Origin of the sequence: Methylobacterium amylolyticum (assembly GCF_030700245.1) — a bacterium.
Classification (GTDB): domain Bacteria; phylum Pseudomonadota; class Alphaproteobacteria; order Rhizobiales; family Beijerinckiaceae; genus Methylobacterium.
The window spans coordinates 65,816-87,741 of sequence record NZ_JAUYZI010000006.1 but is presented as its reverse complement, the minus strand read 5'-3'; the positions used below and the strand labels follow the sequence as shown (position 1 = coordinate 87,741).

Sequence of the window (21,926 nt, the reverse complement as noted above, 5' to 3'; positions counted from 1 at the left end):
GCTGGCCCTGGGCTCAGCCGGCGATCTCGACGGCGAGCCGGTAGGCGTCGCGGAAGTCGAGGCAGAGCGGCGTCTCGGAGTCGAGCATCCGCCGGAACAGCCGCTGCTGGGTCTGGTACTTCACGTTGCCGACCGCGAGCGCGCCGATGCCGATGCCGCGCCCGCCGGGCAGCGCCACGTCGACGGCGTTGACGTCGATGCCCGCGATGCCGGCCGGCGGCACGGCGTTGACGTCGGAGGCGACCATGAGCTTCGGGGCGGAGCCCAGATCCTCGGCGGAGAGGATCGGGATGCCGGCGGGGCCGGCCGAGAGGATCACGTCCGCGTCCCGGATCGCCGCGCGCCGGTCGGCGGGCGCGGTGCCGTCGACCGCGCCGACCTCGATCCCGAAGCGCCACTTCATGGTGAAGGCGATCTTGGAGACCCGCTCCTCGCCGTCGTGGCCGACGAGCACCGACTGCGCCCCCTCCAGCGCGCCGATCACCGCCGCCACGTAGGCGACGACGCCGGCGCCGCCGAAGATCACGATGCGCTTGCCCTTCAGGTCGGTCTGAAACCGCTGCCGGAGCGCCCGGGCCACCTGCGCCACCATCGCCGCGCCGGTGGTGAACGAGCCGGCCGGGTCGGCGAAGAGGTGGTTGGCGAAGGGAGGCACGAACGCCTTCTTGGCGCGGTCCACCATGTCGAGGGCGTCCTCGGCGTTCTTGCCGCCGATGAAGATGCCGGTGCGGGTGCCGTCGGCGGGCGAGCGGGAGAAGATCGAGTCCTGGGTCAGCGACACGACGTCGGCGAGATCGACGCCCGTGTAGGTGACGACGGTCTCGAAGCCGGCATCCACCGCCATGTTCACGTCGAACGGGCTCATGTGCCGCAGCGGCGTCAGCATGTGCAGGATCGAGCGGGCCATGCGTTGCGACCTCTTTACGTTTGCCGAACCGTCCCGGCCGGCGTCCCCCGTCAAAGACAACCCGGCCGGCCGCGGTCAAGTCTCCGCCGCGTCCGGGGCCACCCGCGTCAGGCGCAGTCCGGCCCGGAGACGGTCGCGCCCTGGTTGCGTCCGCGGGCGATCAGGAACCGCAGCGGCCCGCCCCGGTCGAGGCCGACGACGAGCGCCCGCGCCTCTCCGTCCGAGGGCATCAGCGCGAAGCCGGTCGGCCCCCAGGAACTCTGGCCGTAGCCCCGCACCCCCTGCGCGGCGGCCTGCTCCAGGGCGGCGGCCACCGCCGGGCTCGCGTAGCGCCCGCCCTGATGGGGGGCGAAATGGTCGCCGATCAGGCGCTGGATCGCGGTGATGCCGGCGCCGAACCCCTCGGGCTCGGCGGTGGCGCAGGCGGGCAGCACCTGCATCAGGGCGATCCGGCAGATCGCCGCCGCCTGCGCCTCGGGGAAGCGCGGCAGATCGCGAAAGGCCTCGACCTCGCGGGTGCCGTGGACCCCGGCCATGCTTTCGTCGAGCATCAGGACGATCCGCCAGTCCTCCGGGTAGGGCAGCCGGGCGATCACCGGCGGCGGCCCGCCGTCCGGGCCCCGCCCGCCGTCGACGATCAGGCCGCCCTCGGTGAAGGCGCTCAGGCCCACCCCCGAGCGGTTGCCGCGATCGAGCGCGTCCGAGAACGCCGCCGCCGCGAAGGTCTTCCGGCTCAGCCGCGCGAGCGCCGCGGCGGTCGCCAGCGCCAGTTGCGTGCCCGAGCCGAAGCCGGCATGCGCCGGGATCGTCCGCTCCACCCGGATCGCCGCCCCCGTCCCGATCCCGAGATGGGCGGCCGCGGCCTGCGCGTAGCGGCGGACGCGCTCCGCCTCCGGCCCTTCGACCGACAGGTCGGCGGCGGGGGCGGCGGTGAGCGCCAGGGCCGGCGCATCGATGGCGAGCCCGATGCTGCCGAACCGCCGGCCGAGGCCGCCGTGCAGGTCGAGGAAGCCGAAATGCAGGCGCGCCGGCGCCTCCACCCGCACCGTCCGCGCCTCGCTCCGGTCGGGGGCCTCGGTCACGACGATCCCCATCCTCCGGGCGCCGCCGCGCCGCTTCGAACCGTTGCCTGCACGGCGCGCTTCTCACATGGGAGTTGCTGATGGGGCAACCGGTCGGAGCCGCGCCGGTTGCCCCCGTAGGCATTGGATCGGGAGAGTCGCGGGTTCAGCGGTGCGGGGGCCTTGCCGGGGCGGCCGGATGAAGGCAAACCTTGGCGCGCGACGGCGCGCCGAGTTTGCCGCCCGCCCGGGTCCGCCCGGCGGTCAGGCCATTCCGTTCCGGCGGGACCCCCGATGCGGGGCCACCCGCTCCGCCCGGTCTTACGGCCGTCGCCCGCTCCGAGAGAGGCCGAGAAACCTTCGAGCGAGGGAGCATGCCAGCCTGGGTGAAGGGTGACGCGACCGACGCGGACACCGCCATCGCCGCCGCCGCCGCGCTGCTCGCCGCCGCGCGGGCGCCGGTGATCGCCGGCCTCAGCGCCGAGGTCGCGGCGATCCGCGCGGCCTACGACCTCGCCGGCCGCATCGGCGCCTCGGTCGACACGGCGGGCGCCGCCGGGACCTACGCCGAACTCGGCGCGCTGAGCCGCGCCGGCGCGCTGACCACCACGCCGGCCGAGACGGTCGGCCGCGCCGACGCGGTGCTCGTGGTCGGCGAGACGCCCTGGCGCGACCCGCTGCTGAAGCGCCTCGCCGGCACCAAACCTGTCCGTGGGCGCGCCGCGGCGGCGGACCGCACCCTGCTGGCGCTGGGCGGCGCGGCATCCGGGGCCGCCCTCGCCTGCCCCGCCGACCAGGGGCTGCCCCAGGCGCTGGCGCTGCTGCGCGCCCATGTCCGCGGCCATCTCGCCGGGGCCTCTGCCGTCGCCGACCTCGCCGCCCGCCTCGCGGCCGGGCGCTACGTCGCCCTGCTCTACGATCCCGCCGAACTCGGCGCCCCCGGCGTCGAGATGCTCCAGGGTCTGGCGATCGACCTGAACGACGCGACCCGCGCCTTCGCGCTCGCCCTGTCCGGTCCCGGCCAGGACCGCGCCGTGGTGCCGGTCTCGGCCTGGACCACGGGGCAGGCGCCCCGGGTCGGCTTCGGCCGCCGCGTGCCGGAGCACGACCCCTGGCGGTTCGACGCCGCGCGGCAGGCGGAATCCGGCGAGGCCGACGCCGCCCTGTGGCTCGCCTCGGTGCCGGTGGCGGCGCCGGGCTGGCTCGCGCGGGTGCCCTCGGTGGCGCTGCTCGGCGAGCCCGCGGCCGACGCCGCGCAGGTCGTCATCCAGGTGGGCCGGCCCGGCCGCGACCTCGGCGGCGTGCTGTGGCACGAGGCCCGCGCCGCCCTCACCTACCGGCCCGCCTCCGGGCCGGCCGACCTGCCGTCCGCGGCCTCGGTGCTGGCCCGCCTGGGCGAGCGTCTCGCCGCGTCGAGGAGTGTCCCCGCATGCTGAGCGTGATCCGGGGCGGGCGCGTCGTCGATCCGACGGCCGGCCGCGACGCCGTCGGCGACCTGTGGATCGAGGACGGGCGCGTCGTCGCCCCGCCGGGCCGCGAGCCCGACCGGGTCGTGGACGCGGCGGGCTGCGTGGTGATGGCCGGCGGCGTCGAGGTGCACTCGCACATCGCGGGCGGCAACGTCGTGACCTCGCGGCTGCTCCTGCCCGACCTCTACGTCAGCGAGGCGGCGCCCGAGGGCCACCCGTTCGCCCACGCGGGCGGTGCCGCCGCCTGGATCGGCGCCACCTACGCGCGGATGGGCTACACCACCGCGGTCGAGCCGGCGATGCCGCCGACCCACGCGCTCGCCACCCAACTCGAACTCGCCGACATCCCGCTGCTCGACCGCGGCGCGCTCACGGTGATGGGCAACGACGACCACCTGCTGCAACTCCTGCGCGAGCGCCAGGGCGCGGCGGCGGTGCGCGACCTCGTCGCCCTCAACGTCGCCACCTCCCGCGGCCTCGGGGTGAAGTGCATCAACGCCGGCGGCGCCTCCGCCTTCAAGGACGGGGCGCTGAAGCTGTCGCTCGACGAGGAGATCCCCTGCTACGGCCTCACCACCCGGGCGATCATGGGCGCGCTCCTCGACGCGGTCGAGGAGATCGGCGTGCCGCACCCGCTGCACGTCCACTGCAACAACCTCGGGCTGCCGGGCGCCGACGATTCCTTCGCCGCGACCCTCGACGCGGCGGAGGGGCGGCGCATCCACTTCGCCCACGCCCAGTTCTACGCCTACGGCGCGGACGAGGGCGGCGGCTTCCGCTCGGCCGCCGAGCGGATCGCCCGGTGCATCGCCGACAACCCGAACGCCACCCTCGACATCGGCCAGGTCGTGTTCGGCCAGACGGTGACCGTGTCCCTCGACATCCTGCGCCAGTTCGCCGGCCGCAAGGGCGCTAAGCCGAAGAAGTGGGCCATCAACGCCGGCGACGCCGAGGGCGGCGGCGTGGTGCCGTTCCTCTACCGGCCGCGCGGGCCCACCAGCTCGCTGCAATGGGCGATCGGCCTGGAGATCATGCTGCTCTCGACCGATCCCGAGCGCACCATCCTCACCACCGACCACCCGAACGGCGGCCCGTTCACCCAGTACCCGCGCATCATCCACCTGCTGATGGACCGCGAGGAGCGCGCCCGCGAGATCGCGACCCTGCCGGCCGTCGTCGGCGAGCGCTCGGGGCTGCCGGGGATCGAGCGGGAATACACCCTCTCCGAGATCGCCCAGCTCACCCGCTCGGGACCGGCGCGGCTGCTCGGGCTCACCGACCGCGGCCACCTGCGCCCCGGCGCGCGGGCTGACGTCGCCGTCTACCGCGACGACCCGGACCGCACGGCGATGTTCACCGCGGCCAAGCTCGTGCTCAAGGACGGCACCCCGATCGTCGAGGACGGCGAGGTCGTGGAGTGGCGCGCCGGCCGCACCCTGTCGCTCGCGGTCGAGGCCGACACGGGCATGGCCCGGCGCACGGACGCCTACCTGACCGACCGGTTCGGCGCCGGGCTCGACAGCTTCGCGGTGCCGGACGCGGCCTTCGAGGGGCCTGCCTTCGAGGCCGTGGCGTGCCGGGCGTGAGGGGATCGCACCAGAATGTCTGACCTCACCCTCAACGGCATCCGCGTCATCGACACCTTCGCCGAGGCGTTCGACGTCGCCGGCACCGCGATCGTCGTCACCAACGACACGGCCAAGTGGGCGATGATCGCCGCCACGACGATGACCGGCTTCGCCACCTCGGTGATCGGCTGCGGCGCCGAGGCCGGCATCGACGCGGTGCTGTCCCCCGACGAGACCCCGGACGGGCGGCCGGGCGTGCGCATCCTCCTGTTCGGTTTCGAGCCGAACGGGCTGAAGGACCAACTGGTCAAGCGGGTGGGGCAGTGCATCCTCACCTGCCCCGGCACCGCCTGCTACGCGGGCGTCGACGGGCCGAACAAGATCAAGCTCGGCGGCGCGATCCGCTACTTCGGCGACGGCTTCGCGGTCGCCAAGCGGATGCCCGACGCGACCGGCCGGGAGCGGCGCTACTGGCGCATCCCGGTCATGGACGGCGAGTTCCTGTGTGAGGATTCGGTCCGCGCCGTCGAGGGCGCGGTCGGCGGCGGCAACCTGCTGTTCCTCGGCCGCACCCACGCGGAGACCCTGCGGGTCGCCGAGGTCGCCGTCGAGGCCGCCGCCGCCGTGCCCGGCGCGATCCTGCCGTTTCCGGGCGGCATCGTCCGCTCCGGCTCGAAGGTCGGCGGCCGCACCAAGGGCATGATGGCCTCGACCAACGACGCCTACTGCCCGACCCTCAAGGGCCGGGCCGGTTCGGCCCTGCCGCCTGAGTGCGGCGTGGTGCTGGAGATCGTCATCGACGCCCTGACGTCGCAGGGGGTGTCCGACTCGATGCGTGCCGGCCTGCACGCGGCCACCGAGATCGGCGGCCGGCACGGGCTGATCGCCGTCACCGCGGGCAATTACGGCGGCAATCTCGGCCGCCACCACTACCACCTGCGCGACCTGATCGCGCGGGATGGCGGCGCGGAGGCCTGAGCCCGTGAGCACCCTCACCCTGCGGCAGGCGCCCCCCGAGCGCCTCGACTTCCTGACCATCAATCCCCTGGCGCTGAGCCGGCTCTCGAAAGCCGAGGCCGAGCGCCTGCCTGTGGGCACCAGCCGCCGCGGCGTTTCCCTCGGCGAGTGCTTCTCCGTCGCCCTCGACGGCTCGGACACGCTGACGATCGAGGGCGGCCTTGAGCGCCTCGACCGGGTCGGCGCCGCGCTCTCGGAGGGCGAGATCCGCGTCGCGGGCGATGTCGGCCAGCGGCTCGGCGAGGGCATGGCCGGCGGCACGATCACCGTGACCGGCCATGCCGGGCCCTATGCCGGCGCGGGCGCCACCGGCGGGGTGATCACGATCGAGGGCGATGCGGGCGACCATGCCGGCGGCGCGGTCTACGCGGCCAGGGCCGGCCTCGACGGCGCAACGCTGATCGTGCGCGGCGCGGCCGGGGCCCATTGCGGCGACCGCATGCGCCGCGGCACCCTCGTCGTCGGCCGGGCGGGCGTCTATGCCGGCGCGCGGATGATCGCCGGGACGCTCGCCGCCCTCGAAGTCGGCGACGACGCCGGCTACGGCATGCGCCGCGGCACGCTGCTGGTCGGCCGGCACGGGCGGCTGTCGCCGACCTTCGTGGAGACCGGCGCGCACGACCTCGTCTACCTGCGCCTGCTCGCCCGGCACCTGCGGGTCTTGAGCGCCGAGCACGCCGCGCTGCTGGAGCGGCCGCTGCGGCGCTATTCCGGCGACCTCGCGACGATCGCCAAGGGCGAGATCTGGGTGGCCGCCTGACGCCCGCGCACGATGCGGGACAGCGGAATCCGGTTTTTTGCGAGAACATCGTGCGTCTTCAACGACATCTAGGCAGGCGATCCCGGCGCGTCGTAAGCTGAACCCGCGACCGGCCCGCGGAGACGGCCGGCGCATCGAGGAACGCCCGGGGTCGATGCCGATGCTGCTGCTCCTGTCCGTCTGCCTGATCGCCCAGCCCGCGACCTGCCGCGAGGAGCGGATCCAGATGTCCTACGAGGCGTCGAGCCCGTTCGTGTGCCTGCGCAACGCGCAGAGCACGCTGGCCAAGTGGCAGGGCGACCACCCCGACTGGCACGTCGAGCGCTGGCGCTGCGCCGCCCGCGGCAGCCTGCCGAAGTCTCTGTGAGAGAGCCGTGAGGCGCGCGCGGCGCAGCGCAGGACCGCACCGATGCGCTCCCTGAAGGCCCGCTTCGTCCTCCTGCTGGCCGCGAGCGCCCTGGTGGTGGTGCTGGCCGCCGCCGCCGTGCTGGTCACCATCGCCGCCGCCGAGCGGACCGTGGACCGGACGCTCGCGGCCCAGGGACGGCTGGAGCTGCTGGCCGAGCTGTCGGGCCGGCTGACGCAGTTCGGCCTCGCCGCGGTCGAGACGGTCGGCAACCCCGACGGCCAGCCCGAGGCGATGGGCATCGCCCGCGACAACGTCGACCGGGCGCTCAACACCGTGGACGAGGCGCTCGCCCGGAGCTTCCCGCCGAGCGACGACCCCGCCGACCGCATGCAGTACGCGGCCCGCACCCGGCCGATGGCGCAGTTGCGCGCCGCCCGGGTGGTGCTCGACCGGCAAGTGTCGCTGATCAGCCGCCAGACCGACCCCGAGCGCCGCCAGGACGCGATCAAGGGCGCGCTCAACGGTTTCGGGGCGATGACCGGGCAGCCCCTCTCCTTCCTGATCGAGGCGGAGCGGCGGGGCATGCAGCTCGGCTCCGAGGAGGCCCGAGCGCTCACCGACCGCCTGCGCGTGGCGGCGGCGGTCGCAGTGGCGGCGGCGCTCGCCCTGCTCGCGGTCCTCTACCGCACGCTCAGCCGGCCGACGCTGGCGCGCATCGAGGAGGTGCGCCGGGCCGCGAGCGCCATCGGCCGCGGGGCGCTGGACACGCGTTTGCCGGTGGCGACCCGCGACGAGCTCGGCCTGCTGATGGCCAACGTCAACCGCATGGCCGCCCGCCTCGCCCGGCGCGAGGCGCACGTCGCCGCCGACCGGGCCGCCCTGGAGGACACGGTCGCCGCCCGCACCGCCGACCTGCGCGCCGCCAACGCCCGGCTGGAGACGGTGGACCGCTCCCGCCGCCGCTTCTTCGCCGACGTGAGCCACGAGCTGCGCACGCCGCTCACCGTCATCCTCGGCGAGTGCGACCTCGCCGTGCGCGGGGCCCCCCGGGGCGTCGACCCGGCGCCCGCCTTCGCCACGATCCGCAAGCGGGCCCAGCGGCTGAAGCTGCGCGTGGAGGATCTGCTCCGCGTCGCCCGCTCGGAAACCGGCGCGATCGAGCTCGACCGCAGGCCGCTCGGCCTCGCCGCGGTGCTGGCCGAGGCGGTGGACAACATGGCCTCGGAGGCCGCCCGCCGGCGGGTCGGCCTGACCCTCGACCCCGGCACGGCCGACGTGGAGTGCCTCGCCGACCGCGAATGGCTTCGCCAGACCGTCGAGAGCCTCGTGGACAACGCCCTGCGCCACGCCGCCGGGCTGACCCGGGTCACGGTGGCCCTGGCGGCCGCTCCGGGGCCCACCGCGCGGATCACCGTCACCGACGACGGGCCGGGCTTCGGCGCCCCGGAGGCGGAGCTGCTGGAGCGTTTCCGCCGCGGCCCGAGCACCGGCCGCGAGACCGGGGCGGACACGACCGGGTTCGGCATCGGCCTCGCGCTCGCCCGCTGGATCGTCGAGCAGCACGGCGGCACGATCGGCCTCGGCAGCGGGGACGGCGGCCGCGGCGCCCGCGTGTGCCTGGACATCCCCGCCCTCGATCCCGCATGGGAGGCGGGCACGGCCGGGGGCGCGGCCGGCGGGCGGAATCTGAGGGAGACGGCCGCATGACGCGGATCCTGATCGTCGAGGACGACGTCGACATCCGCGGCCTGCTGGCGCGCGGGCTGGAGGCGGAGGGGTTCGAGGTCGGCACCGCCGCCTGCGTCGACGACGCCATCCAGGCCGCCCGCGACCCGGCGCCGGGGGCGGTGCTCCTCGATGTCGGCCTGCCGGACGGGTCCGGTCACGACGTCTGCCGCTCCCTGCGCGAGGGCGGCTACCCGGGGCCGATCCTGTTCCTGTCCGCCCGCGACGAGATCCGCGACCGGGCCGAGGGGCTTGCGCTCGGGGCCGACGACTACATCGTCAAGCCGTTCGTGTTCGACGAGCTGGTGGCCCGCCTGCGCACCCACCTGATGCGCCGCCAGCAGGCCGAGGCGCCGCGCTCGCGCCTCACCGCCGGCCGGCTGGTCCTCGACCTCGACACGAGGCAGGCGAGCTGCGGCGAGGCGAATGCCCGGCTGACCCCCCGTGAGGCCGACCTGCTGGCCATGCTGATGGAGGGCATCGGCAAGCCGGTCTCCCGCGCCGACATCTTCGAGCGCCTGTGGGCCAGCCAGGGCGGCCTCTCGCTCAACGTGGTCGATGTCTACATCGGCTACCTGCGCTCGAAGATGGCCGATTTCGTCCGCCACGGCGGCCCGGTGCTCACCACCGTGCGCGGCAAGGGCTTCATGCTGGAGCTGCGCGGGCCCGACTTCCGCCAGTGACGCGGTGGCGCGGCGATCCTGTACTTAAGTCGGGGTTGCTGCGGTATTGCGCCGATTTCCCAAGCGTTTCAGGCGGTTCCCCCGGTGGCTCACCAAAAAGTTGGGAGGATCCGGCAATTTGATGCTTGAAGCCGGGCGCGAGATCGCCGATATCAGCTCTGCGCCTGAAACGAGAGCGCCATCAGTGTCTTAGGGTCTTCTTAGGATCGCTCTGACGACGCTCGGTGATCATGATTGCAAGGAGAAACACCATGGCCTGGGCTGCCCCCGTCGTGTCCGAGATCTGCGTCGGCATGGAAGTGACGAGCTACGAGTCGGCCGAGATCGACACCTTCAACTGAGTTCTCAGGGGCCGGGGATCGCGGGAGCCGCACCATGCGCGTCGTGATCCTCGGTTCCGCCGCGGGCGGCGGCCTCCCCCAGTGGAACTGCCGCTGCCCGATCTGCACGCTGGCCCGCTCCGAGCCGGAGCGCGTGCGCCCCCGGACGCAGTCGAGCATCGCCGTCTCCGCCGACGGCGCGGACTGGCTTCTGGTCAACGCCTCGCCGGACATCCGGCAGCAACTGTTCGACAATCCGGCGATGCACCCGCGCGAGGGCCTGCGCCACTCGCCGATCCGCGCCGTGCTGCTCACCAACGGCGACGTCGACCACGTGGCCGGGCTGCTGACCCTGCGCGAGGGCCAGCCCTACACCCTCTACGCGACCCGCGGCATCCTCGATTCGGTCAACGCCAACCGCGTCTTCGACGTGATGGCCGAGGGCGTCGTCGCCCGGGAGGCGATCGCGATGGACGCGCCCTTCCAGCCGCTTCCCGGCCTCGCCGTCACGCTGTTCTCCGTCCCCGGCAAGGTGCCGCTCTGGCTGGAGGACGAGACGATGGAGATCGGCGCCGAGACCGAGACGACGGTCGGCGCGATGATCGAGGCGGGAGAGCGCCGCCTCGCCTACATCCCCGGCTGCGCCCGCGTCACCGACGGGCTCAGGCGCCGGATCGCCGGGGTCGACGCGCTGCTGTTCGACGGCACGGTGCTGCACGACGACGACATGATCCGCGCCGGGGTGGGGGTTAAGACCGGCTGGCGCATGGGCCACGTGCCGATGCGGGGCGACGGCGGATCGATCGACGCGCTGGCCGACGTGGACCTCGGCCGCCGGGTGTTCGTGCACATCAACAACACCAACCCGGTCCTCGTCGAGGGCTCGCCCGAGCGCGCCGAGGTCGAGGCGGCGGGCTGGACGGTGGCCCATGACGGGCTGAGCCTGTCGCTCTAGCGCGCTCTCCGCCGAGGTGGATACCGGCTCGGCGCGAGAGAGCGCGTCAAAATGGAGGCCCAGAGCCGCTCCGCTTGGTCGGGCGGCGGGTCGACCCTACATCCGGTTCGCGGGATGGCCGCCCCCGCGCCGACCGGAACCGAAGAAACGCGATCCCTTAAGAACGGACGCCGGAAACGCCATGAACGCTGTCTTCCCCGCTCCCGCCCCGGACACCGCCGAGCGGCTGCTCAGCCCCGAGGAGCTGGAGGCGGCCCTGCGCGACATCGGCGCCCGGCGCTACCACAACCTGCACCCGTTCCACCGGCTGCTGCACGACGGCAAGCTGTCGAAGGACCAGGTCCGGGCCTGGGCGCTCAACCGCTACTACTACCAAGCGATGATCCCGGTGAAGGACGCCGCGGTGCTCGCGCGCATGACCGACGCGTCGTTGCGCCGGGTCTGGCGCCAGCGCATCGTCGACCACGACGGCGACGCCCCCGGCGACGGCGGCATCGAGCGCTGGCTGAAGCTCGCCGAGGGCGTCGGCTTCGACCGCGACTACGTGCTCTCGACCCGCGGCATCCTCTCGGCGACGAAGTTCTCCGTCGAGGCCTACGTCCACTTCGTCGCCGAGAAGTCGCTCCTGGAGGCCATCGCCTCCTCGCTGACCGAGATGTTCTCGCCGACCATCATCTCCGAGCGGGTCGCCGGGATGCTGAAGAACTACGATTTCATCACCAAGGAGACGCTCGCCTACTTCGACAAGCGGCTCACCCAGGCGCCGCGCGACGCCGACTTCGCCCTCGACTACGTCAAGCAGCACGCCACCACGCCGGAGCTTCAGCGGCAGGCGATGGCGGCGCTGACCTTCAAGTGCAACGTGCTGTGGACGCAGCTCGACGCCCTGTACTTCGCCTACGTGGCGCCGGGGATGATCCCGCCGGACGCGTGGCAGCCGGGCGTCGGCCTCGTCGCCGAGACGGCCGCGGCACCGAAGCCCGGGATCGGGGCGCTCGCGGCGGGCGACCGGCCGCGCCTGCCCCGCGGGGTGCGCCTGCGCCACGACGAGACCCGGGCCAAGCACGTGCTGCTCGCCCCCGAGCGGACCTTCGACCTCGACGACAACGCGGTCGCCGTCCTCAAACTCGTCGACGGCAGCCGCACGGTCGCCGACATCGCCGACGAGCTCGGCAAGACCTACGCCGCCGACCCGCGGGCGATCGAGGCCGACATCCTCGTGATGCTGCGGGGCTTGGCCGAGAAGCGGGTGCTGGAGCGATGAACGCGCAAGTCCCGATCCCCCAAGTCCCGATCCGTGCCGAGGCGCCCGCTCCGGTCGGTCTGCTCGCCGAGCTGACCCATCGCTGCCCGCTGCGCTGCCCCTACTGCTCGAACCCGCTGGAACTCGACCGCCGCTCGGGCGAGCTCGACACCGCCACGTGGCAGCGCGTGCTGACCGAGGCGGCGGGGCTCGGCGTGCTGCACGTCCACCTGTCGGGGGGCGAGCCGACGGCGCGCAACGACATCGTCGAGATCACCAAGACCTGCGCCGACCTCGGCCTCTACTCGAACCTGATCACCTCCGGCGTCGGCGGCGCGCTGGCCAAGCTCCAGCCGCTCTACGACGCCGGTCTCGACCACGTGCAGCTCTCGGTGCAGGGCGTCGACGCGCGCAACGCCGAGAAGATCGGCGGCCTGAAGAACGCCCAGCCGCAGAAGATGGAGTTCGCCGCCAAGGTGGTGGAGCTCGGCCTGCCGCTGACGCTGAACGCGGTGATCCACCGGGGCAACATCCACGAGGTCGAGGGCTTCATCGAGCTGGCCGTGAGGCTCGGCGCCAAGCGGCTGGAGGTGGCCCACACCCAGTACTACGGCTGGGCCTACGTCAACCGCGCGGCGCTGATGCCGGACAAGGCCCAGGTCGACGCCTCGATCCGCATCGTCGAGGCGGCGCGCGAGCGGCTCAAGGGCCAGCTCGTCATCGACCTCGTCGTGCCGGACTATTACGCGAAATACCCCAAGGCCTGCGCCGGCGGCTGGGGCCGCAAGCTGATGAACGTCACGCCCCAGGGCAAGGTCCTGCCCTGCCACGCGGCCGAGACGATCCCCGGCCTCGAATTCTGGTACGTCACCGACCATTCGCTCGCCGAGATCTGGCGCGACGCGCCGGCCTTCACCGCCTATCGCGGCACCGACTGGATGCAGGAGCCCTGCCGCTCCTGCGACCGGCGGGAGCGCGACTGGGGCGGCTGCCGCTGCCAGGCGCTGGCGCTGGCCGGCGACGCGGCGGCTACCGACCCGGCCTGCTCGCTCTCGCCCCTGCACGCCAAGGTGCGGGCGCTCGCCGTCGAGGAGGCCGCCGAGACGCCCCCCGACTACGTCTACCGGACGATCGGCAGCAACATCCGGTCGCCGCTCAAGGAGGATGCGTGACCGTGAAGGTTTTTCTCGCGACGGCGACCGTCGCGCTCGGGCTGATGGCGGTGCCGGCCTTCGCCGAGGAGGCGCCCGCGCCCGCCGTCACCCCCGCCAACGCCGCCGCCCCGCCCAGCGCCGCCGACCTGCTGTTCGAGCAGCCGCAGATGCGCAACGCGGCGCCCGGCAGCACCATCACCTACGATTACCTGCGCCGCTCGGGGATCGCCAAGGGGCCGTTCGGGGCGCCGCTCCAGGATACGGTCACCCTCAAGGTCGAGAAGCCCACGGTCGCCGAGAAGGGGGGCGCCGGGACGCCGAGCGCCGACGCCCGCGACATCGCGGTGACGATGTTCTCCGGCCTCAACCGGGTGCCCGCCGGTCCGTTCGAGGACATGACCGGAAACCCGATCGTCTCGCTGTTCTTCGAGAACCACCTGCGCGCGCTCGCCAAGGTGCTGGAGGCGAACCCGCGCTACCTGAAGCTCGCGATCCGCCGCGGCCTGCGCGAGCGCGCGGCCGTCACGCCCGTGAAGGTGAAGGTCGGCGACCGCGAGGTCGACGGCTGGCAGGTGGTGACGCGGCCGTTCGCCGGCGACCCGATGACCGAGCGCATGCGCGGGCTCGACGACCTGACCTACACCGTCGTCACCTCCCCGGCGGTGCCGGGTGAGATCGTCTCGATGGAGGCCGCCTCGCGTTCCAAGGACGGCGGCGAGCTGTTGCAGGAGAAGCTGAACTATGACCCGAAGGCTGGCTGATCTCGGCGGCCTCGCCGCCCTCGTCCTCGCGCTGGGTCTGGCGGCCTCCCCCGGCCGCGCGGCGGAGGAGAACGACTATCCCACCGACGCCCGGGTGGACTACGTGTTCGCCTGCATGGCGGCCAACGGCCAGACCCGCGAGAACATGCAGAAATGCGCGTGCTCGCTGGACCAGCTCGCCGCGATCCTGCCTTACGACAAGTACGTGCAGGCCAGCACGATCCTGTCGATGCGCCAGGGGGTGGGCAACCGCGCCAACGAGTTCCGCTCGACCAAGGTGTTCGACGACAAGGTCGCCGACCTGCGCCGCGCCCAGGCCGAGGCCGAGGTGCGCTGCTACCGCGGCTGAGCCGGCACTCGGTTCCCCCGCCTCCCCGCGGTCCGGCGTTGCGCCGGGCCGCGGTTTCGATCACACCGGCGCGCCGATCCCGCCGAGGAGCGCGAGCCCCGTGACCCCCTCCCCCGCCCTGCCCGGCCTGCTGCCCGATCTCGGGCGCCGCACGCTGGTGATGGGCATCCTCAACGTCACGCCGGATTCCTTCTCCGACGGCGGCCTGTTCGCCGGCGAGGCGCAGGCCCGCGCCCAGGCGGAGCGGCTCGCGGCCGAGGGCGCGGCGATCCTCGACATCGGCGGCGAGTCGACCCGGCCCGGCCACACGCCGGTGCCGGCCGAGGCCGAGCAGGCCCGCGTCCTGCCGGTGATCCGGGCGCTCGCCGGCACGCTCCCGGCGCCGATCTCGATCGACACCTACAAGGCCTCCACCGCCCGCCTCGCCCTGGAGGCCGGGGCGCGGATCGTCAACGACGTGTGGGGCCTCCAGCGCGAGCCCGACATCGCGACGGTGGCCGCCGCCCACGGCGCGCCGGTGATCGTCATGCACAACCGCGAGACGGTGGAGCCCGGGATCGACATCCTCGCCGACCTGAAGCGCTTCTTCGAGCGCTCGCTCGACATCGCCCGCCGGGCCGGCATCCCGGACGGCGACGTGGTGCTCGATCCCGGCGTCGGCTTCGGCAAGAGCTGGGAGCAGCACCTGGAGGTGCTGCGGCGGCTGCCGGAGATCCGGGCGCTGGGCTTTCCCGTCCTCGTCGGCGTCTCGCGCAAGTCTCTGCTCGGGCGTCTGCACGACCGCGAGACGCGGCCGGCCGACCGGCTCTACGGCTCGCTCTCGGCCCACGCGCTCGCCGCGACGCTGGGGGCCGACATCGTCCGCGTCCACGACGTCGCCGCCCATGTCGAGGCGCTGCGGGTGGTCGACGCGGTGATGCGGCCGGAGGCGCGGCCGTGAGCGACCACATCCGCGTCGTCGGGATCGCGGTCTACGGTCGGCACGGGGTGCTGCCCGAGGAGGCGGTGCTGGGCCAGCGCTTCTACATCGACCTCGACGCCCGCCTCGACCTCGCCCCCGCCGGCCGGGCGGACGCGGTCGAGGCCACCGTCAGCTACGCCGACCTCACGCGGATCGCCGTCGAGATCGCCGAGGGACGCTGCTTCAAACTGATCGAGGCGCTGGCCGAGGCGATCGCGGCGGCGATCCTCGACCGCTTTCCCGCCATCGAGGCGATCACCGTGCGGGTGGACAAGCCGAGCGCGCCGGTGCCCGCGATCCTCGACCGGGTCGGCGTCGAGATCACCCGCGGGCGCGCGGCGTGAGGGCCTATCTGGGGCTCGGCAGCAATGTCGGCGACATGGCCGCGCTGCTCGACCGCGCGGTGGCGGGGCTCGCCGCCGTGCCCGGCATCCGGATCCGCGCCCGCTCCGCCGATTACCGCACGCCCCCCTGGGGCAAGACCGATCAGCCCTGGTTCCTCAACGGCGCGGTGGCGATCGACACGGATCTCGATCCGCACGCCCTGCTCGACGCCTGCCTCGGTGTCGAGCGCGACCTCGGCCGGGTGCGCGAGGAGCGCTGGGGCCCGCGGCTCATCGACATCGACGTGCTGGCCTACGAGGGGGCGGCCGTGTCGGACGCGCGGCTCGTGCTGCCGCACCGCTACGTCCGCGAGCGCGCCTTCGTGCTGGTGCCGCTCGCCGAGATCGCCCCCGACCTCGCGATCGGCGGCGAGCGCGTCGCCGACGCCCTGGCCAAGCTCGACCGGACGGGTATCGCGCGGGCCTGAGAGATCCGGGTGTCGAGAGGGCGAGCCCTCTCGCGGGTGCAGGGTGGAACCCTGCAAGCTTCAGGGCTCTGCCCTGAAAACCTGCCGAAGGGCGCAGCCCTTCGGAATCCCGGATCAGCGCTCGCCCGGCTCCAGCAGCGCGTTCGCGTCCTCTTCGAGGAGCGGCACGTCGTAGTCGCGCAGGACCCGCTCGATGTCGGCCTTGCGCTTGCGCAGGACGCCGTTGAGCGTGCGCTTCCAGTCGTTCTCGCCGATCCGGACCCCCATGGCGATGCGGTAGGCCATCGGCGGGCGCTCGGGCTCCTTGAGGAGCGGCGTGACGGTCATCGCCGTGCCGCTGCGCTTGGCCAGCCAGCCGGCGGCGGGCCCCCACAGGATCGCGGCGTCGATCTCCCCGGCGGCGAGGTCGGCGATCACCCCGGCCGAGACCGTCTGGTGCTTGCGGGCGGGGTCGAGCTGGTAGGGGGCGTAGGTCCGCATCGAACCGACGAGGCCGAGTTCGCCCATCCGGTTCACCGGCGGCGTGCCGGCGATCACGCCGATGCGCTTGCCCTTCAGCCGCGGGTCGTCGAGCGCGGTGGCGCCGTCCAGCGTGCCGGTCCGCGTCACCAGCGTGTAGGCGGAGCGGTAGTACGGGTTGGTGGTCTGGACGAGATCGTTGCCGAAGGTCTGGCCGATGATCAGGTCGCACAGGCCGGTCCCGATCGTGTTGCGCACGAAGCCGGGACCCTGCGTCAGCCAGTAATAGCGGACCTTGATCTTCAGCTCGTCCGCGACGATCTCCGCGATCCGGTTCTCGAAGCCGTCCTCCTTGCGCTCGGAGAACGGCATGTTGCCGGGATCGCCGCAGACGCGCAGCACATCCGTCGTCACCGTGTCGGGCAGGTGCTGCGCGAGGGCCCCCTGCGCCGCCGTCAGGGACAGGGCGCAGAGGAGCGTGCGGAGGGCGTTGGAGGGGGCCATCAGCCGCCCATGCACTCCTTCTCGGCCTTCTTGGCGGCCTCGGGCTTGTCTTCCTTCTCGGAGGGACGGATCCGGCCCATGGCGCCGGCGGCGCGCGCCTTGAGATAGACGTAGAGGTCGTCCGAGTAGCACATGACGTTCTTGTTGTCGCCGAAGGCCGGCATGACCTTCTGCTCGGAGGCGTTCACCTCCTGCTTGCCGCCGGCCAGGATGCCGATGAACTCCTCGTAGGACAGGTGCTTGAGCGAGTCCTTCAGCGCCGGCGCGTAGGTCGAGCCCATGCCGTCCGGCCCGTGGCAGACGTGGCACTCGGCGTGATAGCGCCGGTAACCGGAATAGGTGTACCAGTCGAACTTCTTGCCGGCGTCGGTGACGTGGAAGGTCGGATGTCCTTCCGCGTCGAAGTATTTGCCGTCCTCGACCTTCACGGCAGCGTCCTTCTTGAGGAGCTTCTCATCTTGCTCCGCGGACTTGTCGTTCGGGTTGAGGGAGTTGGCGAGAGCGGGATCGGGCTTGGCGTCCTCAGCATGTACGGCGACCGCGGAAACGGCCGCTAGGGCGAGGGCGGCCAGAACCGGCCGCGTGATGATCTTGCCGAGGTGCTGCAACGTTGACGTCTCCCTGGACGAGGCCCTTCCGTCTCCCTTCGAGCCGTAGCCTCTTGCGAGTGAGTCTAAATCACAAAGGTGCCGGCGCGGAAGCCCGCGCCGGCACCGTTCTGCGTTCTTGAGCCTGCGACGGATTAGTTCGGCAGACCGAAGACGGTGAGCTGACCGCCGAGGTTGGTGTACTGCGACAGGGCCGCGTAGCCGCCCACCGCGCCGAGGCCGGCGTTCGGGTCGGTCAGGCCGGCCGCGAGGCCGATGCCCGCCCAGCCGCCGACGCCGGAGAGGACGCCGACGTACTGCTTGCCCTTGTGCTGGTAGGTCATCACGTTGCCGATGATGCCCGACGGGGTCTTGAACTTGAACAGCTCCTTGCCGGTCTTGTCGTCGACCGCCTTCAGGTAGCCTTCGAGCGTGCCGTAGAAGACCACGTCACCCGCGGTGGCGAGAGCGCCCGACCACACCGAGAACTGCTCGGGCAGCGACCACTTGATCTTGCCGTTCAGGTTGTCCCAGGCGATGAAGTTGCCCATGCCGCCGTGCGAGCCGGGGGCCGGGTACATCGACAGGGTCGCACCGACGTAGGGCTGGCCCGGGGTGTAGGTCACCCGGAACGGCTCGTAGTCCATGCAGACGTGGTTGGTGGGGACGTAGAAGAGCTGCGTCTTGAGCGAGTAAGCCGCCGGCTGCTGGTCCTTGGTGCCGAGCGCCGCCGGGCAGATGCCCTTCGAGTTCACGTCCTCGCCGTTCTGCTCGGTCGAGTACTTCGCCACGACGAGCGGACGGCCGTAGGTCTTGGAGCTCTTGTCCATGTCGACCTTGGTCGCCCAGTTCACCACCGGGTCGAACTTCTCGGCGACCAGGAGGGCGCCGGTCTCGCGGTTCAGCGTGTAGCCGAAGCCGTTGCGGTCGAAGTGGGTCAGGAGCGGCTGCTCCTTGCCGTCGAACTTCTGATCCGTGAGGATCATCTCGTTGATGCCGTCGAAGTCCCACTCGTCGTGCGGGGTCATCTGGTAGACCCACTTGGCCATGCCGGTGTCAGGGCTGCGGGCCCAGATCGTCATCGACCACTTGTTGTCGCCCGGACGCTGCTTCGGGTTCCAGGTCGAGGGGTTGCCCGAGCCGTAGTAGAACAGGTTCAGCTTCGGATCGTAGGAGAACCAGCCCCAGGTGCAGCCGCCGCCGGTCTTCCACTGATCGCCTTCCCAGGTCTTCAGCGAGGAGTCCTTGCCGACCGGCTTGCCGAGATCGGTGGTCTTCTCCGGGTCGACCAGGATCTGGTCATCCGGGCCCATCGAGTAGGCGCGCCACACCTTCTTGCCGGACTTCAGGTCGTAGGCGGTGACGTGGCACTGCACGCCGAACTCGCCGCCCGAGATGCCGACGATGACCTTGTCCTTCACCGGAAGCACGGTGGCGGTGTTGGTCTCGCCCTTCTTCGGGTCGCCGTTCACGACCGACCAGTTGACCTTGCCGGTCTTGGCGTCGAGCGACACGACGGTGGTGTCGGCCTGGTGCAGGATGATGGCGCCGTCGGCGTAGGCGAGGCCGCGGTTGACCGTGTCGCAGCACATCACCGGGATCACCGACGGGTCCTGCTTCGGCTCGTACTTCCACACGATCTTGGCGTCGTGGTCGAGGTCGAGCGCGTAGACGATGTTCGGGAACGGGGTGTGGACGTACATCATGTTCCCGACGACCAGCGGCGAGCCCTCGTGGCCGCGCAGCACGCCGGTCGAGAACGTCCAGGCGACCTGGAGATCCTTGACGTTCTTGGTGTTGATCTGGTCGAGCTTGGAGTAGCGCGTGTTGGCGTAGTCCACCGTCTGGAGCACCTGCTCCGCCGGGTTGGCGATGCCCTTCAGGACGCTGTCGTTGGCCAGCGCCGGCGCGGCGACGGCGGCGACGCCCGCACCGAGGGCGAGGAGATGTACCGCTCTCATGGGTTCCTCCGGCAAGTCTTTGAGAGACCGATAGGCGCGCGCCGTGAGCGGCGTCCCTCGGACCCCGACCTGACTGTTTGCGACAGGGATCGAATAGCTTCGATAGCGGGCGGTTGTCGTCGATGGAGACCGTTCGAGGTCCCCAGCCAGAGGCCGCCATCCCCGCGGCAGCCCCCTCGAAACCGAAGCTTGCGGCGACCTTAAGAGATTTTTGAGCGCCGTCAATCGGGTCTCGGGCCCGGCCGAGGCCAGGGTGAAAGGATCTTTGCCGAGGTCCGGAAGGCTACGCGGCGTTCTGCTCTGCAAAACAAATTGCTGCGTCGCACAAATCCGCGGCGCGATCTCTGGCGCGACTGGCGCGCGTGACGCCTGATCCATGCATGACTTGCAAGCGGCCGCTTCCATCGCGCGCGACCTATGCTCGCAGCGGCTTCATCCCGGTGTTCCCGCCTCGTCTCAGGGTTGCTTCGTGCCGAGACCCTCCCGGTTGAGGGCCGGAGTTTTCCGCAACGCGAGATGCCGGATCGCCCGGGACCGGTCGTCGGCTCCGGTCCAGCGGCGGCCCGCTGCGCCGTCTCGCCGCATGGCGATGCCGGACGCCGCGCCGGATTCCGGGCTGGCAGCGGACGCGGAGATTGCCGAATCATCCTGGGACGATCCGCGGCGGCCGGCCCGGTCGTGGGGCCGGAGATCGGAGCGCCGCGTTCCGCGGAATGGACCCGACCCCGGATGCGGGCGTCACAGGTCCGGTACGGGTCCCGTGCTCTCGAACTCGGCCTCGTTGCCGACGAGGTCTGTCAGGGAGATGTCGAGATGACGGCCGGATTTCAGGCGCAGGTGCGCGTCCGGCTGGAGCCAGACGGGGCGCAGCTTGGCGTGCGTGCCGTTGAGCGTGCCGTGCGCGACCAGACCCTCGGGCCGTCGCTCGATCAGGACCCGGTAGCGCACCCGGACGGCCTCGCAGCCGTCCGCCGACACGAGGCCGCGCCCGGTCAGGGTCTTCAGGATTCCGGGCGGATCGAGCATACGCGGGACGCGTTCAGCGAGCAGGTTGGGATCAAGCGGCAATCCGATTGCCGTTTAGTCCCGTGCCGGCCCGCTGTCACGTCGCCGTGAAGCCGGGGCGCCGTCACCGGCGCCCGTTCTGTCAGGCGTCGGGGGGCGGAAGGTCGCGCACCGTCACCCGTCCGGCCTGCGCCGACAGGGCGAGGCGGCCGTGCTTCAGCGCGAGCGCCTTCTCGCCGAACAGGCCGCGGCGCCAGCCCTGGAGCACGGGCACGTCGGCCTCGTCGTCGTCGGCCACCGCTTCCAGGTCGTCCACCGTCGCGATGATCTTGGGCGCGACGCCCTCCGCCTCCGAGACGGCCTTCAGCAGCACCTTCAGCAGTTCCACCAGCGCGCCGTTGCCGCCGCTCCGGCGCACCCGCTCGGGCAGCCGGATCTCGGCCGTGTCGCGGGCGAGCCCGCGGTCGACCGCGGCGAGGATGTCGGCCCCGGTGCGCGAGCGCTCGAAGCCCGCGGGGATCGTCCGCAGGCGCCCGAGCGCCTCGACGCTGCGGGGGGCGGCGGAGGCCACGTCGATCACCGCCTCGTCCTTCAGCACGCGGCCGCGGGGGACGTTGCGCGCCTGCGCCTCGGCCTCGCGCCACGCGGCGACCTCCATCAGCACGGCGATCTCGCGGGGCTTGCGCATGCGGCCCGACAGGCGCCGCCACGCCTCCGCCGGGTCCGCCCGGTAGGTCTCCGGCGAGGTCAGCACCGCCATCTCCTCGTCGAGCCACGCGCCGCGGTCGGTGCGCAGCAGGTCCGCCACCAGCGCCTCGTAGACCTTCACGAGATGGGTCACGTCCGACAGGGCGTAGGCGAGCTGCGCCTCGGAGAGCGGCCGGCGCGACCAGTCGGTGAAGCGCGAGGACTTGTCGATCTTGGCCTTGGCGACGTCGTTGACGAGCTGCTCGTAGGAGACGGAATCGCCGTAGCCGCAGACCATCGCCGCGACCTGGGTGTCGAAGAACGGGTGCGGCAGGATCTCGCCGAGCAGCCAGACGATCTCGAGGTCCTGGCGCGCGGAGTGGAACACCTTCACCACGCTCTCGTCCGCCATCAGGTCGATGAAGGGTTTGAGGTCCAGCCCCTTGGCCAGCGGGTCCACGAGCACGGCCGTCCCGTCCGGCGCCGCCATCTGGATCAGGCAGAGCTTGGGATAATAGGTCGTCTCGCGCATGAACTCCGTGTCGACGGTCACGAAGGGCTGGGCGGCGAGCCGGGCGCAGACGTCGCGGAGCGCAGGCGTGTCGGAGATCAGGTCCATCCCCCGGCTAT

Annotated in this window: 23 protein-coding genes; 16 read left to right on the top strand and 7 right to left on the bottom strand. The window is 72.2% G+C overall.

Annotation, left to right across the window (positions count from 1 at the left end; all coding sequences use genetic code 11):
• Positions 1 to 13: 13 nt before the first annotated feature.
• Together Q8W71_RS06575 and Q8W71_RS06570 are read right to left on the bottom strand one after the other, a co-directional pair.
• The gene (locus tag Q8W71_RS06575) at positions 14 to 907 is read right to left on the bottom strand and encodes an NAD(P)-dependent methylenetetrahydromethanopterin dehydrogenase (protein WP_305524535.1); all 894 of its coding nucleotides are present in this window, start codon (positions 905 to 907) and stop codon (positions 14 to 16) included.
• Positions 908 to 1,014: 107 nt separating this feature from the next.
• Positions 1,015 to 1,989 (bottom strand): beta-ribofuranosylaminobenzene 5'-phosphate synthase family protein, encoded by a 975-nt coding sequence (locus Q8W71_RS06570; protein WP_305524534.1) that lies wholly within the window; start codon positions 1,987 to 1,989, stop codon positions 1,015 to 1,017.
• A 353-nt stretch (positions 1,990 to 2,342) separates the two neighbouring features.
• Here Q8W71_RS06570 and Q8W71_RS06565 point away from each other — a divergent pair, with 353 nt between their 5' ends.
• The 16 genes from Q8W71_RS06565 to folK all read left to right on the top strand — a co-directional run bounded on the left by Q8W71_RS06565 (position 2,343) and on the right by folK (position 16,093).
• On the top strand, positions 2,343 to 3,404 hold the full coding sequence (locus Q8W71_RS06565; RefSeq protein ID WP_305524533.1) for a molybdopterin-binding domain-containing protein: 1,062 nt from the start codon (positions 2,343 to 2,345) through the stop codon (positions 3,402 to 3,404).
• Positions 3,398 to 5,023, top strand: a complete 1,626-nt coding sequence (locus Q8W71_RS06560; RefSeq protein ID WP_305524532.1) for a formylmethanofuran dehydrogenase subunit A — start codon at positions 3,398 to 3,400, stop codon at positions 5,021 to 5,023. The genes Q8W71_RS06565 and Q8W71_RS06560 overlap by 7 nt, the downstream gene beginning before the upstream one ends.
• A gap of 15 nt (positions 5,024 to 5,038) precedes the next feature.
• On the top strand, positions 5,039 to 5,983 hold the full coding sequence (gene fhcD / locus Q8W71_RS06555) for a formylmethanofuran--tetrahydromethanopterin N-formyltransferase (RefSeq protein WP_305524531.1): 945 nt from the start codon (positions 5,039 to 5,041) through the stop codon (positions 5,981 to 5,983).
• Between the two features lie 4 nt (positions 5,984 to 5,987).
• Positions 5,988 to 6,782 carry a formylmethanofuran dehydrogenase subunit C gene (locus tag Q8W71_RS06550; RefSeq protein ID WP_305524530.1) on the top strand — a complete coding sequence of 265 codons (795 nt, stop codon included), beginning with the start codon at positions 5,988 to 5,990 and terminating at the stop codon, positions 6,780 to 6,782.
• 160 nt (positions 6,783 to 6,942) lie between these two features.
• Positions 6,943 to 7,149 carry a hypothetical protein gene (locus tag Q8W71_RS06545; RefSeq protein WP_370875353.1) on the top strand — a complete coding sequence of 69 codons (207 nt, stop codon included), beginning with the start codon at positions 6,943 to 6,945 and terminating at the stop codon, positions 7,147 to 7,149.
• Between the two features lie 42 nt (positions 7,150 to 7,191).
• Positions 7,192 to 8,838: a sensor histidine kinase gene (locus tag Q8W71_RS06540; protein WP_305524528.1), complete on the top strand. Its 1,647-nt coding sequence runs from the start codon at positions 7,192 to 7,194 to the stop codon at positions 8,836 to 8,838.
• Positions 8,835 to 9,539: a response regulator transcription factor gene (locus Q8W71_RS06535; RefSeq protein WP_305524527.1), complete on the top strand. Its 705-nt coding sequence runs from the start codon at positions 8,835 to 8,837 to the stop codon at positions 9,537 to 9,539. Before Q8W71_RS06540 ends, Q8W71_RS06535 begins: the two co-directional genes overlap by 4 nt.
• A gap of 251 nt (positions 9,540 to 9,790) precedes the next feature.
• The gene (gene pqqA / locus Q8W71_RS06530; protein ID WP_238204934.1) at positions 9,791 to 9,880 is read left to right on the top strand and encodes a pyrroloquinoline quinone precursor peptide PqqA; all 90 of its coding nucleotides are present in this window, start codon (positions 9,791 to 9,793) and stop codon (positions 9,878 to 9,880) included.
• A 34-nt stretch (positions 9,881 to 9,914) separates the two neighbouring features.
• Entirely contained in the window at positions 9,915 to 10,814 is a 900-nt protein-coding gene (gene pqqB / locus Q8W71_RS06525) for a pyrroloquinoline quinone biosynthesis protein PqqB (RefSeq protein ID WP_305524526.1), read from the top strand.
• Between the two features lie 181 nt (positions 10,815 to 10,995).
• A complete protein-coding gene (pqqC, locus tag Q8W71_RS06520; RefSeq protein ID WP_305524525.1) occupies positions 10,996 to 12,078 on the top strand; it encodes a pyrroloquinoline-quinone synthase PqqC in 1,083 nt (360 codons plus the stop codon).
• On the top strand, positions 12,075 to 13,229 hold the full coding sequence (gene pqqE, locus Q8W71_RS06515) for a pyrroloquinoline quinone biosynthesis protein PqqE (RefSeq protein ID WP_305524524.1): 1,155 nt from the start codon (positions 12,075 to 12,077) through the stop codon (positions 13,227 to 13,229). Before pqqC ends, pqqE begins: the two co-directional genes overlap by 4 nt.
• Positions 13,230 to 13,273: 44 nt before the next feature.
• Positions 13,274 to 13,972, top strand: a complete 699-nt coding sequence (locus Q8W71_RS06510; protein ID WP_370875352.1) for a hypothetical protein — start codon at positions 13,274 to 13,276, stop codon at positions 13,970 to 13,972.
• Positions 13,953 to 14,321: a hypothetical protein gene (locus Q8W71_RS06505; RefSeq protein WP_305524522.1), complete on the top strand. Its 369-nt coding sequence runs from the start codon at positions 13,953 to 13,955 to the stop codon at positions 14,319 to 14,321. Before Q8W71_RS06510 ends, Q8W71_RS06505 begins: the two co-directional genes overlap by 20 nt.
• Positions 14,322 to 14,421: 100 nt before the next feature.
• On the top strand, positions 14,422 to 15,261 hold the full coding sequence (gene folP, locus Q8W71_RS06500; protein ID WP_305524521.1) for a dihydropteroate synthase: 840 nt from the start codon (positions 14,422 to 14,424) through the stop codon (positions 15,259 to 15,261).
• Positions 15,258 to 15,626 carry a dihydroneopterin aldolase gene (gene folB, locus Q8W71_RS06495; protein ID WP_305524520.1) on the top strand — a complete coding sequence of 123 codons (369 nt, stop codon included), beginning with the start codon at positions 15,258 to 15,260 and terminating at the stop codon, positions 15,624 to 15,626. The genes folP and folB overlap by 4 nt, the downstream gene beginning before the upstream one ends.
• The gene (gene folK / locus Q8W71_RS06490) at positions 15,623 to 16,093 is read left to right on the top strand and encodes a 2-amino-4-hydroxy-6-hydroxymethyldihydropteridine diphosphokinase (RefSeq protein WP_305524519.1); all 471 of its coding nucleotides are present in this window, start codon (positions 15,623 to 15,625) and stop codon (positions 16,091 to 16,093) included. Before folB ends, folK begins: the two co-directional genes overlap by 4 nt.
• 114 nt (positions 16,094 to 16,207) lie before the next feature.
• Here folK and xoxJ read toward each other — a convergent pair whose 3' ends face one another.
• The 5 genes from xoxJ to rnd form a co-directional block, all read right to left on the bottom strand.
• A complete protein-coding gene (gene xoxJ / locus Q8W71_RS06485; RefSeq protein WP_305524518.1) occupies positions 16,208 to 17,056 on the bottom strand; it encodes a rare earth element methanol dehydrogenase accessory protein XoxJ in 849 nt (282 codons plus the stop codon).
• Positions 17,056 to 17,664 (bottom strand): c-type cytochrome, methanol metabolism-related, encoded by a 609-nt coding sequence (locus Q8W71_RS06480; protein WP_305524517.1) that lies wholly within the window; start codon positions 17,662 to 17,664, stop codon positions 17,056 to 17,058. Before Q8W71_RS06480 ends, xoxJ begins: the two co-directional genes overlap by 1 nt.
• 134 nt (positions 17,665 to 17,798) lie before the next feature.
• Positions 17,799 to 19,604: a lanthanide-dependent methanol dehydrogenase XoxF1 gene (gene xoxF1 / locus Q8W71_RS06475; RefSeq protein WP_305524516.1), complete on the bottom strand. Its 1,806-nt coding sequence runs from the start codon at positions 19,602 to 19,604 to the stop codon at positions 17,799 to 17,801.
• Positions 19,605 to 20,342: 738 nt separating this feature from the next.
• The gene (locus Q8W71_RS06470) at positions 20,343 to 20,630 is read right to left on the bottom strand and encodes a hypothetical protein (protein WP_305524515.1); all 288 of its coding nucleotides are present in this window, start codon (positions 20,628 to 20,630) and stop codon (positions 20,343 to 20,345) included.
• A 121-nt stretch (positions 20,631 to 20,751) separates the two neighbouring features.
• The gene (gene rnd / locus Q8W71_RS06465; RefSeq protein ID WP_305524514.1) at positions 20,752 to 21,915 is read right to left on the bottom strand and encodes a ribonuclease D; all 1,164 of its coding nucleotides are present in this window, start codon (positions 21,913 to 21,915) and stop codon (positions 20,752 to 20,754) included.
• Positions 21,916 to 21,926: the final 11 nt, after the last annotated feature.